Below are 13,717 nucleotides of genomic sequence, written 5' to 3'. Positions count from 1 at the left end.
TATACACCTATCCATGCTGACCAGTGAATGCATCTGTACCCATCTGCGTCGTGCCGCCCGTGGGGTGAGCCGGCATTACGACGAGGCCCTTGCCGGCTTCGGGATCAATGTCGCGCAGTTTTCCCTGCTACGTCATCTGCAGCGGCTCGACCGGCCTAGTATTACCACCCTGGCCGAAGCCATGGGCCTGGAACGCAGTACCCTGGGCCGCAACTTGCGGGTGCTGGAGGCTGAAGGGTTGGTGGCCTTGGCCGATGGTGATGACCAGCGCAACCGCGTCGTGTTATTGACCGACGCCGCTACGCAGCTGCTGCGCGCCGCCTATCCGGCCTGGGAGCGAGCCCAGGCCGAACTGGTGGAACGCCTGGGAGCAGGGCAGCGGGATGAACTGGTGCGCTTGCTGGGCCTACTGGCTTGAATTGATACGACCTTAAGCGGGTATATACCCGTAAAACCTTGCGATGTGCTGGAGATAACGACAATGACTTCGGTGTGGCGAACCAGCGGGTGGGTACTGTTGGGGGCAGCGTTGATCCTGGCACTGTCCTTGGGTGTGCGGCATGGCTTCGGCCTGTTCCTGGCGCCGATGAGCGCCGACTTCGGTTGGGGGCGTGAGGTGTTCGCCTTTGCCATCGCCTTGCAGAACCTGATCTGGGGCTTGGCACAACCCTTTGCCGGTGCGCTGGCCGACCGCCTTGGTGCGGCGCGGGTGGTGATCATCGGCGGTATTCTCTACGCCACCGGCTTGGTCCTGATGGGTATGGCCGACTCGGCCTGGTCGCTGTCGCTGAGTGCTGGCTTGCTGATCGGCATCGGCCTGTCCGGCACTTCGTTCTCGGTCATTCTCGGTGTCGTCGGGCGTGCCGTGCCGGCAGACAAGCGCAGCATGGCCATGGGGATTGCCAGCGCCGCCGGCTCTTTCGGCCAGTTCGCCATGCTGCCGGGGACCCTTGGCCTGATCCAGTGGCTGGGCTGGTCCGCTGCACTGCTGGTGCTGGGCCTGCTGGTTGCACTGATCGTGCCTTTCGTCGGCATGCTGCGCGACCGCCCGCTGCCCAGCCATGGCACGGAACAGACCCTGGGCCAGGCCTTGCACGAAGCGTGTTCGCATTCCGGCTTCTGGCTGCTGGCCCTGGGCTTCTTCGTCTGCGGTTTCCAGGTGGTGTTCATTGGCGTGCACCTGCCGGCCTACCTGGTTGACCAGCATCTGCCCGCGACCACCGGGACCACGGTGCTGGCGCTGGTCGGCCTGTTCAACATCGTCGGTACGTTCACCGCGGGCTGGCTGGGCGGGCGCATGTCCAAGCCGCGCTTGCTGACCGGGTTGTATCTGCTGCGTGCGGTGGTCATCGTGCTGTTCCTCTGGGCGCCGGTGAGTGCGTTCAGCGCCTACCTGTTCGGCATTGCCATGGGCCTGTTGTGGCTGTCCACGGTGCCGCTTACCAACGGTACCGTGGCCACGCTGTTCGGCGTGCGCAACCTGTCCATGCTTGGCGGTATCGTCTTCCTATTCCACCAGCTGGGTGCGTTTCTGGGGGGCTGGTTGGGTGGGGTGGTGTATGACCGTACCGGGAGCTACGACCTGGTCTGGCAGATTTCCATCCTGCTCAGCCTGCTGGCCGCCGCCCTGAGCTGGCCTGTGCGTGAGCGGCCGGTCGCCCGCCTGCAGGCCCAGGCCGCATGAACCGCTACCTGGGCCGCGGGCTGCTGGCCGTTGCCGCGTTGTTGCTGCTGGTGTTGGTCTGGTGGGGCTGGCACCAGGGCGGGATGGCGTTGATGCAACTGGGCATGAGTGTTTGTTAGGCGCTACCCTGCAAGCTCAAGGATTGTTTTGCAGGAGAAACGAACCATGCGTGCACATTGGTTGACGGTGTTGGTGCTGGCCCTGCTTGGCAGCGCTTCGAGCTGGGCTGCCGATTGCCCGGCCTTGTTGCAAGGCAGCCTGCCGGAGTTGCGGGGCAAGGGGCAGGTCGACCTGTGCCAGCGCTTTGCCGGCAAGCCGCTGGTGGTGGTCAATACGGCCAGCTATTGTGGCTTTGCACCGCAGTTCGAGGGGCTGGAGGCGACATACAAGGCGTATCACCAACAGGGCCTGGAAATGCTTGGTGTGCCCTCCAACGACTTCAAGCAGGAAGATGCCGATAGCGAGAAGACGGCCAAGGTCTGTTATGCCAACTATGGTGTCACCTTCACCATGACCAAGGCGCAGCCGGTGCGGGGCAAGGATGCGATTCCGCTGTTCGTCGAACTGGCCAGCCAGAGCAGTGCGCCGAAGTGGAATTTCTACAAGTACGTTATCGATCGCAAGGGCAAGGTGATCGGCAACTTTTCCAGCCTGACCAAACCGGATGACCCAGAATTCCGCGCTGCCATTGAAAAGGCCATCGCTTCGCAACAGTAATGTAACTGCTCTTGCTCTTGCTCTTGCTTCTAAGCGCGCAGTAGTCCAGGCGCCGCCGAATGCGACTTCAGGAGCCCTTCGTTCGGCCTCCTGAAGTCGCGAAGATCAAGATCAGGATCAAGATCAGAATCAAGATCAAGAGCAAGAGCAAGAGCAAAGTCAAAAGCGGGTTATGTGCCCGGGTGGCGTGTTACTTCGCCTGCACCGTCATCGCCACCAACCGCACTACCAACGGCCTGACCATCAATACGCAAACGAACGCCACCGGCATCGCCAATCGATAGGCCTTAAGCACATTACCCAGGTACTCCGGGTTGACCCCCGCATTCGCCGCAGTAATCACGAAGCACATCAACAGCGCCATGATCGACGACATGTAGAAGGCAAAAACATAGGGCGTGGCACCCGGATGTAGTTTGCGTCGGCCGCGCGCCTGCGACAGGTTGCTCATGTGAACTCCTCAAGGTTGGGTGGGAGGCGCAGGTTAGCAACGTACCTGTCAGCCGCTGTAGACCAGCCGTATTGAGTTCTTTATAAAGAGACTCTTACGAATCCAAGGGCCACGCATGGACCTGCTCAATGCCATCCGCAGCTTCATCAAGGTGGTCGAAGCCGGCAGCATCGCCGCCGGCGCCCGCAACTTGGGCCTGAGCCCGGCTGCAGTCAGCCAGAACCTGGCACGCCTGGAAGGCCACCTTCAGGTACGCCTGCTCAGCCGCACCACCCGCAGCATGGCGCTGACCCCCGCCGGCGCCCAGTACTACGAGCGTGTCAGGCACATCGAACGCGACCTGGCCCTGGCCGAACAAGCCATTACTACCCCCGACAGCGAGCCCCAGGGGCGTTTGTGCATTGCCTCGACCTCCGCCTTCGGCCGCCACGTGCTGGCACCGCTGATACCCGCGTTCAGTGCCCGCTACCCCATGCTGTCGATAGAACTGGTAACGACTGATCGCCGGGTCAACCATGCGCGGGAAGACGTGGATGTAAGCCTGCGCATTGCTCCACAGCTGGAAGACCAACTGCTGGCCCGCCACATTGCCCGTATACCGTTCATTTGCTGTGCCTCACCCGGTTACCTGCGCAGCGCCGGCGTGCCAGGCACGCCCGAAGCCTTGCGTGATCACCGTTGCCTGGTGTTTCGCTACCCCGTGGATGGGCGCTTCCTGCGCTGGGGATTCATGCGTGACGGGCTGCGTTTCGAGGCCGAGTTCGGTAGCGTATTGATCAGCGATGACATCGATGCCCTGACCCAGATGGCACTGCACGATGGTGGCATCACCCGCTTGGCCGAGTTCATCGTGCAGCCGCACCTGGCCTCCGGCGCGCTGGTGCCGTTGTTCGAATACAGCGACAAGGGCCAGGCCTATGCCCAGACTGAACCAATGGATATCTACCTGTGCCTGGCCGACCGTTTTGCCATGACCGCGAAAGTGCGTGTGTTCATGGACTACCTGCGCGAATGCCTGGGTGACAGCTGGCAATTGCAGGCATGAAAAAACCGCCACGCGGGCGGTTTTTCATGTAACGCGTACGAATCAGAAACGGTAGGTGAGGGAAGCACCAATACCGTGAGCGCTGTTCTCATACTTGGCTTGGTAGGTACCTTTCAACAGCTGTTGGGACGGAGAGCCCGACACATTGTTGACCTTGGTATCCTCTTCCCACAGGTACGAGTAGGCCACATCGATGGTCATGTCATCGTTCGGGCTCCAGCCGGCACCAAAGCTGACCGCTTTACGATCGCCAGTCGGAATGCGTGGCGAGCGATCGTGGTTGTTGGTGGGCGACTGGTCGACCGAGAAGCCTGCACGCAGGGTCCACTCCTTGTTGACCTTGTAGGCCGCGCCAATGGCGTGGGCCCAGGTGTCATGCCAGTTCTGCTCTTCGGTGATGGTCTGCAGCGGGTAACCCGCCGGTGCTTCGTTCTTCACAACGATGCTTTCCAGGCGGCTCCAGCGCGTCCAGGTACTGCCCGCGTACAGTGTCCAGTGGTCATCCAGCTCATGAGTGATCGAGAAGTCCACCGACTCCGGCGTCTTGATCTTCAGGCTGGCGTCGAACTTGCCGTTCAGGCCAAGCTGAGGAATCGGATAGGAAACACGGGTATCGCCTTCAAGCTTGTAGTCGACCATCGAGTGATAGGTCAGACCCAGACGGGTACGGTCTGTAGCTTGTACCAGAACACCGATGTTGTAACCGATGGCGGTGTCGTCGCCCTTGATCTTGATCTCGCCATCCGGGCCGCCGGGGCCCAGGAGCGCCTTGCTGCTCAGGTTCGAGCCCAGCTCACCCTTGATACGGTTGATGGTCGGGCCAAAGCCGATCGACACCTTGTCGTTGAAGGCATAGCTGATGGTTGGCTGGAAGGTGACGACCTCGACCTTGCTCTTCTTGCCCCAGTAGCGTGCCGCGTCATCGCTACCGTAGTCGGTGATCAGGCCAAACGGCACGTAGACGCCGAAGCCCACGCTCCAGTGATCATCGATCGGCTTGACGTAGTAACCCATGGGTACGCCCACGACCGGGACCATGTCGCCATCGGTTTCCCCCCCGAAATTGCTACCACGGCCCGAAATATCAGTCTTGGCAATGACGGCTGCGCCACCCACGGTGACCTGTTCACGCTTCAGGCGTGACATGCCGGCAGGGTTGCCATACACCGTGCTGGCATCTTCGGCAGAAGACGAACGCCCCGCAAAACCGGTTCCCATGCCGCTGATGCTTTGTTCGTTCAGCGCGAACCCGGCGGCGAGCAGCTGGCTGGATGCAAGAGCAACGGCAATGCCGAGGGAGGTTTTGAGCATTACTTTTTTCATTATTAGAAAACTCCTTGGGATCTCCGGGGCGAAACGCTACCAACAAATCACGCGCCGCGCTATAGCCTCGATCGCCGGAGATAGCGCGGTTTTGTAGGACAATCCGACCAAAATTCCTTTTTTTCCGGGTATTTTGTAGGACCCCTCTTAAGATGCTTGCGGCAATTTCCGGTCTATGCAGGTGTGCCAGGCGTGGGTGAAGTCGCGCAGACGGCCTTGCGGGTTGAAAATCTGTCGCCAGATGCGCGCCAATGCCAGCAGGTCGTCGGCGGCGGGCAAGGGGGTGGCCTGCTCTTCGACGAGCATCCAGGCAATGGCGGTGGAATAGCGCAGGTTGACCGTGAGTTCCAGGTGCGGACCGCCGAGGAAGGCGTGCTGGCTGGCCAGGCCGCGGACCAGGCTGGCCAGGTCGGGGTCGCGGGCCAGGTAATCGTCCCACAGTGCCTGGTGACGATGCTCGCCGATGCGGTACAGGCCATGCCCGCGTCGGTCATGCAAGGCCGCGCCCAAGGCCGACTGGCTAGCGGCGATACCCAGCAACAAGGCTTCGGCGCTGGCACTGTGACGGTTCAGGTAGACCAGGGTGGGTCGGATCACATACTGACACAATTCATTCGCCGCGATACCCATGATGCCCTCGAGCAGTTAAGGGCCGGACGGGCGCTGGAGCTTGGCAGCTGGTGAAGGATCAGGCCCGCCGGAAGCGGCAGGTGCCGCTCGTGTTGAAGTGTAGTGTGATAATGATGATGTAAAAGGCTGTTTTTAAATCGATTGCTGCCTGACGTGCCGGACTATATGCCTTAAGGCAATTACGCCAGGCCGGTTCAGGCAGGCTTGCGATGGAGCCATTCAGTGCTTGAATGCCGCACCATTCAGGGTTCACGCGGTGAGCGACTGACGGGTACGGGCGATAACCGCTTGCAGCGGTTCGCTGCGGCTGTATTGCTCCGGATACAGGCGCTCGGTGTGGCAGGCGACGCCATGTTCGTCCACCAGGGTGAAGCTGAAGCTGCCCTTGCGTGGGGCGACGATCAGGCACTTCAACGGCGAAAAGGCCTGGGAAAGGGTGCCAATGGCAGCCTGAATCTGATGATGAGTTTGCATATTGTTTGGAGGTTCCTGCTTTAAACACGGAGTTAGGATCCGTGCATGATAGAAACGTTCCAGTGACGCCTTTATTAAGGGACGAACGAACCTGACTGGAACAGGGCAGCCAGAGGGGGCGCAATCAAAAGTGGGCGCTTGGGCTGACTGGTAGGTACTTCGGAAGGCAGGCAGCACGCCGGGGCCAAGGTTCTAGGCCGTCGGGGTGGGATCCTGATCAATCTGTCACGTGATTCGTGCCTGAACAGCGCAAGGCTGGCGAGTGAATCATCGAATGGGCCCGTCCTGGTTTCAGCAGTGCCACTCTTGGGGGGAGCGGGTCTGCAAGGACGCTTGAGGCCAGAATTGACTTTCAGCTTGGTACTAACGAGGCGCACCTTACCGGAAATGCCAACGCTTGGCAAGCTTTACCGCTTTGCTCCGGCGAGCCGAACAGTATCGCGCGTAATGAGCGTGCTGGGAAGAGGGGCCAAACGGTCTGCAATCGGCTGGATGTTCCGTTTTCGTGCACTCAAATGAGGGTTCAGGGTGCACTTGTTCACAGTCGGTGCGGCGCTTGTAACGACTTGGCAACACGCTGTGACGGACTCGCCAATGCCTTGACTGGGCGGTTAAGTCAATGAAAAAAAACACTATTTTCAGCTGGTGAAAAAATCGTCAGTTTGAGCCAAAGCCCCGATCTACGCGGGTTTGCGGGGGATAGTAGGGGGTTGTCCACCGAGTTATCCACAGGAACTGTGGATTGTCCCAAGCGCTTGCTCTAGGACGGGCGTGCCAGCAATATAATGAACTGTCCGACAATCGACAGGTTCCAATGGGCCCTCAAGTCATTCACTTGATAACGTCAAGAAAAGATCGCTGAAAATTTTTTGGATTTTGCCGCAAACGCCTTGCCGGAATGCAAGAAATCGAGTGGCTGCGCCAAACCCGCGCCGTTAACGATTGCTGATAAGCTGCGCAGCAATCATCCAGCATCATTCGGGGTAGGCATGACAGTGGATCTGGCCAGCATTCTGCTGGGCTTGGTGGCAGGGGCTTTGCCCTGTCTGGGGTGGATCATGCAGTTACAGCGCCGCCAAGGCGCGCGGCAGGCCGAACAGGCGTTGCTTGAAGAACGCCTCAATGCCGCTCTGTTGGCCCAGGCTGGCCTGCAGGCGCAGCTGGAGGCCAGCCGCGATGAGATCAGTGACCTCAGCGAAGCCAACACGGTCAAGCAGGCCCAGCTGGCCGCCCAAGGCCGTGAGCTGGAATTGCTCCAGATCGACCGTGACAACGCCCGTGATGCCGCCCACGCCTGGAGCCTTGAGCGCGCCAACCGCGAAGCCGAACTGCGCCGCCTGGAAGCCCAGACTGCGCGCCTGGACGCCGAATTGCGTGAACAGCAGGAAAGTCACCAGCAGCGTCTGGAAGACCTGCAGGAAGCCCGGGACACCTTGCGTGCGCAGTTCGCCGACCTGGCCACGAAAATCTTCGACGAGCGAGAGCAGCGTTTCGCCCAGACCAGCCAGCAGCACCTCGGCCAGTTGCTCGACCCGCTGAAGGAGCGCATCCAGGCGTTCGAAAAGCGTGTGGAGGAAAGCTACCAGCAGGAAGCCCGCGAACGCTTTTCGCTGGGCAAGGAACTGGAGCGCCTGCAGCAGCTCAACCTGCGCCTGTCCGACGAAGCCACCAACCTGACCCAGGCCCTGAAGGGGCAGAAGACCCAGGGCAACTGGGGTGAGCTGATCCTCGAGCGGGTGCTGGAGCATGCCGGCCTGGAAAAGGGCCGCGAATACCAGACCCAGGTCAGCCTGAAGAGCAGCGACGGCGAGCGTTTCCAGCCCGATGTGCTGATCATGCTGCCCGGCGACAAGCAAGTGGTGGTGGATGCAAAGGTCAGCCTCACTGCCTACCAGCAGTTCGTCGCCAGCAACGACGACGCTGCGCTGAAGCAGCATGTGCAGTCGCTGCGCAGCCACGTCAAAGGCCTGTCGAGCAAGGACTACAACCGCCTCGAAGGCCTGCACAGCCTGGATTTCGTGCTGCTGTTCGTGCCGATCGAGGCGGCTTTCTCGGCCGCCCTGCAGGCCGAGCCGAACCTGTTCCAGGAAGCCTTCGACCGGCAGATTGTGATCGTCAGCCCGACCACCTTGCTCGCTACCCTGCGGGTGATCGACAGCCTGTGGAAGCAGGAGCGCCAGGGCCAGAACGCCCGCGAGATCGCCGAGCGCGCCGGCTGGCTGTATGACAAGTTCGTGCTGTTCATCCAGGACCTGGATGAGCTGGGCAGCCGCCTGCAGCAGGTCGACAAGGCCTATGCCGCCGCGCGCAACAAACTGTGCGAAGGGCGCGGCAACCTGGTCAGCCGCAGCGAACAGCTGAAAATGCTCGGGGCGCGCGCCAGCAAGAGCCTGCCGGCCGATTTGCTGGAGCGGGCGCTGTCCGACGAAGCATTGCCCGAAGAAGTGCTTACTGAACCAGGCTCAGATGGCGATTGAGCAGGGCACGCAGGGCCGCTGGCTTGACCGGCTTGGCCAGGTAATCCAGCCCCGAAGCGTGGACCATGGCGAGGGTTTCCTTGCTGCCGTCGGCGCTGATCACCACACCCGGCACCGGTTCGCCCAGGCGCGCGCGTAACCAGCCCATCAGCCCGATGCCGGTCTCGCCATCGTCCAGGTGGTAGTCCACCAGCGCCAGGTGCGGGCGCATGCCCTTGGCCAGCAAGGCTTCGCATTCGGCCTGGTTGCGTGCGGTCCACACCTGGCAACCCCAGCGGCTGAGCAGGCTGTTCATGCCGATGAGGATGCTGTCTTCGTTGTCCACGCACAGCACGTGCAGCCCGGCCAGCGGCTGACCGGCCTGTTCCGCCGGGGCACTGGCAACTGGTGCAGCCTGGCGGGCAATCGGCACGCTGACGCGGAATACCGTGCCTTTGCCCGGCCATGAGCGCACTTCCAGCGTGTGGCCGAGTACCCGGCACAGGCCGTCGGCGATCGCCAGGCCTAGGCCCAGGCCTTTCTCGGCGCGGGTCTGGTGACTGTCCAGACGCTTGAACTCCTGGAAAATCACCTGCAGCTTGTCGTCGGCGATACCCGGGCCACGGTCCCACACTTCCAGCCACAAGCGTTCACCCTGGCGCCGTACGCCCAGCAGGATCGGGCTCTTGCCGTAGCGCAGGGCATTGGTCAGGAAGTTCTGCAGCACCCGCCGCAGCAGCTTCATGTCGCTCTCCACCCGCAGGCGACTGCCGCGCAGGCGGAATTCCAGGCCTTTTTCGGCGGCCAGCACCTTGAACTCGGCGCCGAGGGTGTCGAACAGTTCGTTGAGGGCGAAGGGCTTGGGGTCCGGGGTGATCTTGCCGTTTTCCAGGCGCGAGATGTCCAGCAGGTCGCTGATCAGCTCTTCGGCCGAGCGCAGCGAGCTGTCCATGTGCTGCACCAGTTGCCGGGCCTCTTCGTTCATGCCTTCGGCCTGCTGCGACAGGGCTGCGGAGAACAGCCGTGCAGCGTTCAGCGGTTGCATCAGGTCATGGCTGACCGCCGCCAGGAAGCGGGTCTTCGACTGGCTCACGGCTTCGGCATGGCTCTTGGCTTCGGACAATGCCTGGTTCAGTTGCGACAGCTCGAAGGTACGTTCGGCAACCCGCTGCTCCAGGCTTTCATTGGCTTCACGCAGGGCCTGCTCGGCCTCGCGGAACGGGGTGATGTCGGTGAAGCTCATGACGAAGCCGCCGCCCGGCATCGGGTTGCCGATCAGTTCAATCACTCGGCCATTGGGGAACAGGCGTTCCGATGAATGCGCGCGGCCCTGGCGCATCCAGTGCAGGCGGCGGGCCACGTGCACCTGGGCTTCGCCGGGGCCGCACAGGCCGCGTTCGGCGTTGTAGCGGATGATATCGGCAATCGGCCGGCCGACGCTGATCAGCCCGTCGGGATAGTTGAACAGCTCCAGGTAGCGACGGTTCCAGGCCACCAGGTGCAGGTTCTGGTCAACCACGCTGATGCCCTGGTTGATGTTCTCGATGGCGCCTTGCAGCAGGGCGCGGTTGAACTGCAGCACCTCGCTGGCTTCGTCGGCGATGCGCACCACGTCTTCCAGCTGCATGTCGCGGCCTTCGATGGCGGCCTTGACCACGGCGCGTGTCGATGAGGTGCCGAGCACCCCGGCGAGCAGGCGTTCGGTGTGTTCGATCCAGTCACCGTCGGCGTTCTGGTTGGGGTTGAAGCCCTTGCCCTGGCGATAGGCGAAGCGGATGAAGCTCTGCCGCGCGCGCTCTTCGCCGACAAAGCGCGAGGCCAGGGTCAGCAGGTCGTCGATCTGCACCGCCAGCAGCGGCTTGCTGCTGGGGCGGGCACTGGTCTGCTGGCCGATGAAGCGGCCGGCTTGCCAGTGCTCGGACACCCGCGTGCGCGATAACAGCGAGACCCAGCCGAACAGCGTGAAGTTGCCCGCCAGCGACAGCACCACGCCTTGGGTCAGCGGGCTGATCGGCAGGTTCAGCGGGTTGCCATGCAGCCACGCCAGCCCCGGAAACAGCTGCAGTGACCAGCCCACGCTGTGCGCGGCAATCGGCAGCACCAAGGTGTAGAACCACAGGAAGATGCCGGCCGCCAGGCCGGCGAACACGCCGCGGCGGTTGGCCTGCTTCCAGTACAGCGCGCCGAGCATGGCCGGGGTCAGTTGGGTCACGGCAGCGAAGGCGATCTGGCCGATGGTCGCCAGGCTGGCCGTGGAGCCCAGCAGGCGGTAGCTGACGTAGGCCAGCAGCAGGATCACCACGATGGTCACCCGGCGTACCGACAGCATCCAGTGGCGGAACGCCTCGAATGGCCGTTCGGCGTTGGTCCGGCGCAGCAGCCAGGGCAGCAGCATGTCGTTGGAAACCATGGTCGACAGCGCCACGGCCTCGACGATGACCATGCCGGTGGCGGCCGAGGCGCCGCCGATGAACGCCAGCAGGGCCAGGCTAGGGTGGGCCTCGGCCAGTGGCAGGCTGATGACGAACGAGTCGGAAATCACCGTGCCCGGCAGCAGCATCTGCCCGGCCAGGGCGATGGGCACCACGAATAGCGCGGCCAACGCCAGGTACATCGGGAATACCCAGCGCGCCAGGCGCATGTCCTGGGGTTCGATGTTCTCCACCACGGTGACGTGGAACTGCCGTGGCAGGCAGATGATCGCCATCATCGCCACGGCGGTCTGCACCACCATCGACGGCCAGTTGATGGTCTCCTGCCAGTAGTCCTGCAGGTGGACTGACTGGCGGGCCTGGCTGAACAAGTCATCGAAGCCGTCGTACAGGTTGAACACCACGAACACGCCCACGGCAAGGAAGGCCAGCAGCTTGATCAGCGATTCGAAGGCAATCGCCAGGACCATGCCACGGTGGTGCTCGGTCACGTCCAGGCTGCGGGTACCGAAAACGATGGCGAACAGTGCGAGCACCAGCGATACCACCAGCGCGGTGTCCTGCACGCGGGTGCCGGTGGCGTCGGCGCTGGCGCCGATCAGCAGGTTCACGCCCAGCACGATGCCTTTCAGTTGCAAGGCGATATAGGGCAACACGCCGACCAGGCAGATCAATGCCACCACCACCGCCAGGGTCTGCGACTTGCCGTAGCGTGCGGCGATGAAGTCGGCGATCGAGGTGATGTTCTGCTGTTTGCTGATCAGCACCATCTTCTGCAGCACCCATGGGGCGAAGATCAACAGCAGCACCGGGCCCAGGTAGATCGGCAGGAACGCCCAGAGCTGCTCGGCGGCCTGGCCGACCGCGCCGAAGAAGGTCCAGCTGGTGCAGTACACCGCCAGCGACAGGCTGTAGACCCAGGCACGCAGTTTCGGCGGCAACGGCGTGCTGCGGCGGTCGCCATAGAAGGCGATGGCGAACATGATGGCCATATAGGCCAGGGCGACCACGGCGATCAGCCCGCTGGACAACGACATGAAGACTCCGAAGCAAAAAAGATAACGCGGTCCCGATCAACCAGTCTGGCACGCAGGTGCCGCTTCGTCAGCGCAGACCATGGTCGCAGTGGCAGGTGGTCGCAGGGTGCAGCTGCAACCTGTGCCGGCGCCTGCGCCTGCGCCTGCTCCTGCTCCTGCTCCTGCTCGAGGGTACCCGAGTGGCAGCCGGCACAGGCATCGTCACCCTCGGCGGGTACCCAGCCAATAGAACACCCCCGCCAGTATCACCGACAACACCAGCAGGTAGAAGATCGCCCCTGGCCACAGCTGCACCAGGGCAAATCCCACCATCACCGGCCCCAGCGCCGCGCCCAGGTTGGACAGGTTCTGCGCGCCGTAATACACCCCGCGCAAGTGCTCCGGTGCGATCAGGTCGATGAACATGTATTCAGCGGGGATGACAATGATTTCGCCGAGGGTGAACACCAGCATCGCCAGGCACCACATCAGCGTCGACCCAGCCAGGGCAAAGCCCAGCAGCCCGGCGATGAACAGGCCCATCCCGGCCAGCAGCCAGGGCATCAGGCGCTGGCGGCTGATGCGTCGGCCGATCAGGTACTGCAAGGCAATCACCGTCACAGCGTTGGTGGTCACCAGGTAACCGACCAGGCGTGCCGCCTCGCCCGGGCTGCTGGTCACCACCAGGTACTGCGACAGGTAGGCAGTGAACTGGCCGAACACCACCGCGCTCAGCACCCCGCCGAGGGTAAAGCACACCAGCCGACGGTCACTGGCCAGGCCCAGAGCCACCTGGCCGAAGCCGGCGCCGGGCTGGTCCGCTGCGCTGGCCTGCAAACCGCGGTCGCCCAGGCGCCAGTAGGCCAGGCTCATGCCCAGGCCAAGCAGGGCCGAGGCGATGAATGGCAGGTGGCCGTCCAGCTCCAGCAGGGCCACGCCCAGCAGCGGCCCGGCGGCGTAGCCGATGTTGCTGAGGGTGTACTTGATGGCGAACACCTCGGCCCGCTCTTCCACTGGCAGCAACGCGCAGAAGCCCGCCTTGGCGGCGATGTCGACCACTGCCAGGGCGAGGTTGACCAGGACCAGGCAAACGAAGAACGACAGCGCCGAGCGGCTGGCGACCGCACCGACGAAAGCCAGGGCGAACAGCAGGGTACTGGTGCTGACCAGCGTGTGGTTGTGCAAGGTGTCCACCAGGTGCCCGCCATACAGGCTCAGCAGCGAGGCGATGATCAGTGCACCGCCGACCAGCAGGCCGATCTGGCTGATCGGCAGCTGGAAGCTGTCGGCCAGATACACCACCAGGTAGGGCAAGGTGAGGGCGCGGGCGACGGTGAGCGTGAAGGTAGTGAGCAGCAGCAGGCGAACGGTGTGAGGGTAGCCTTTGATGGCGGCGAGCATTGCCACGTCCTTGTTGTCTTGGGTTGCCAGGCACCAGCATAAGCCAGCGCTTGCCAGGTCGCGCATTTACCGTGCAGATTTGTGGCTT

General features: G+C 62.6%; 12 protein-coding genes. 6 read left to right on the top strand and 6 right to left on the bottom strand.

What is annotated here, in order from left to right; all coding sequences use genetic code 11:
• The first annotated feature begins 13 nt into the window (after nucleotides 1–13).
• The 4 genes from JKP78_RS17295 (at nucleotide 14) to JKP78_RS17285 (ending at nucleotide 2,401) form a co-directional block, all read left to right on the top strand.
• On the top strand, nucleotides 14–418 hold the full coding sequence (locus JKP78_RS17295; protein ID WP_170028735.1) for a MarR family winged helix-turn-helix transcriptional regulator: 405 nt from the start codon (nucleotides 14–16) through the stop codon (nucleotides 416–418).
• 63 nt (nucleotides 419–481) lie between these two features.
• Nucleotides 482–1,684 (top strand): MFS transporter, encoded by a 1,203-nt coding sequence (locus JKP78_RS17290; RefSeq protein ID WP_189665877.1) that lies wholly within the window; start codon nucleotides 482–484, stop codon nucleotides 1,682–1,684.
• Nucleotides 1,681–1,803: a hypothetical protein gene (locus JKP78_RS25235; protein WP_264081902.1), complete on the top strand. Its 123-nt coding sequence runs from the start codon at nucleotides 1,681–1,683 to the stop codon at nucleotides 1,801–1,803. The genes JKP78_RS17290 and JKP78_RS25235 overlap by 4 nt, the downstream gene beginning before the upstream one ends.
• Nucleotides 1,804–1,849: 46 nt before the next feature.
• On the top strand, nucleotides 1,850–2,401 hold the full coding sequence (locus tag JKP78_RS17285) for a glutathione peroxidase (RefSeq protein WP_186689597.1): 552 nt from the start codon (nucleotides 1,850–1,852) through the stop codon (nucleotides 2,399–2,401).
• A 190-nt stretch (nucleotides 2,402–2,591) separates the two neighbouring features.
• Here JKP78_RS17285 and JKP78_RS17280 read toward each other — a convergent pair whose 3' ends face one another.
• Nucleotides 2,592–2,852, bottom strand: coding sequence for a DUF2798 domain-containing protein (locus tag JKP78_RS17280; RefSeq protein WP_186689596.1), 261 nt, complete (start codon nucleotides 2,850–2,852; stop codon nucleotides 2,592–2,594).
• Between the two features lie 115 nt (nucleotides 2,853–2,967).
• Between JKP78_RS17280 and JKP78_RS17275 the strand changes: the two genes are divergently transcribed.
• Nucleotides 2,968–3,897: a LysR family transcriptional regulator gene (locus JKP78_RS17275; RefSeq protein ID WP_186689595.1), complete on the top strand. Its 930-nt coding sequence runs from the start codon at nucleotides 2,968–2,970 to the stop codon at nucleotides 3,895–3,897.
• A 42-nt stretch (nucleotides 3,898–3,939) separates the two neighbouring features.
• On the opposite strand, the gene JKP78_RS17270 is transcribed toward JKP78_RS17275, so the two are convergent.
• The 3 genes from JKP78_RS17270 to JKP78_RS17260 all read right to left on the bottom strand — a co-directional run bounded on the left by JKP78_RS17270 (nucleotide 3,940) and on the right by JKP78_RS17260 (nucleotide 6,324).
• Nucleotides 3,940–5,220, bottom strand: a complete 1,281-nt coding sequence (locus JKP78_RS17270; RefSeq protein WP_186689594.1) for an OmpP1/FadL family transporter — start codon at nucleotides 5,218–5,220, stop codon at nucleotides 3,940–3,942.
• A 147-nt stretch (nucleotides 5,221–5,367) separates the two neighbouring features.
• Nucleotides 5,368–5,850, bottom strand: coding sequence for a hypothetical protein (locus JKP78_RS17265; RefSeq protein WP_186689593.1), 483 nt, complete (start codon nucleotides 5,848–5,850; stop codon nucleotides 5,368–5,370).
• Between the two features lie 249 nt (nucleotides 5,851–6,099).
• Nucleotides 6,100–6,324, bottom strand: a complete 225-nt coding sequence (locus JKP78_RS17260) for a hypothetical protein (RefSeq protein WP_003257337.1) — start codon at nucleotides 6,322–6,324, stop codon at nucleotides 6,100–6,102.
• Between the two features lie 1,103 nt (nucleotides 6,325–7,427).
• Here JKP78_RS17260 and rmuC point away from each other — a divergent pair.
• On the top strand, nucleotides 7,428–8,801 hold the full coding sequence (gene rmuC, locus JKP78_RS17255; RefSeq protein ID WP_186689625.1) for a DNA recombination protein RmuC: 1,374 nt from the start codon (nucleotides 7,428–7,430) through the stop codon (nucleotides 8,799–8,801).
• On the opposite strand, the gene JKP78_RS17250 is transcribed toward rmuC, so the two are convergent.
• Both JKP78_RS17250 and JKP78_RS17245 read right to left on the bottom strand, forming a co-directional pair.
• On the bottom strand, nucleotides 8,773–12,249 hold the full coding sequence (locus JKP78_RS17250) for a hybrid sensor histidine kinase/response regulator (protein ID WP_200627063.1): 3,477 nt from the start codon (nucleotides 12,247–12,249) through the stop codon (nucleotides 8,773–8,775). The two genes, rmuC and JKP78_RS17250, sit on opposite strands and share 29 nt — an antisense overlap.
• Before the next feature lie 201 nt (nucleotides 12,250–12,450).
• Nucleotides 12,451–13,629 carry an MFS transporter gene (locus tag JKP78_RS17245; protein ID WP_200627062.1) on the bottom strand — a complete coding sequence of 393 codons (1,179 nt, stop codon included), beginning with the start codon at nucleotides 13,627–13,629 and terminating at the stop codon, nucleotides 12,451–12,453.
• Between the last annotated feature and the right edge of the window lie 88 nt (nucleotides 13,630–13,717).

It is taken from the genome of Pseudomonas sp. LAM2023, assembly GCF_016620375.1.
Classification (GTDB): domain Bacteria; phylum Pseudomonadota; class Gammaproteobacteria; order Pseudomonadales; family Pseudomonadaceae; genus Aquipseudomonas; species Aquipseudomonas anuradhapurensis.
This window is presented reverse-complemented; position numbering and strand designations above follow the sequence as displayed.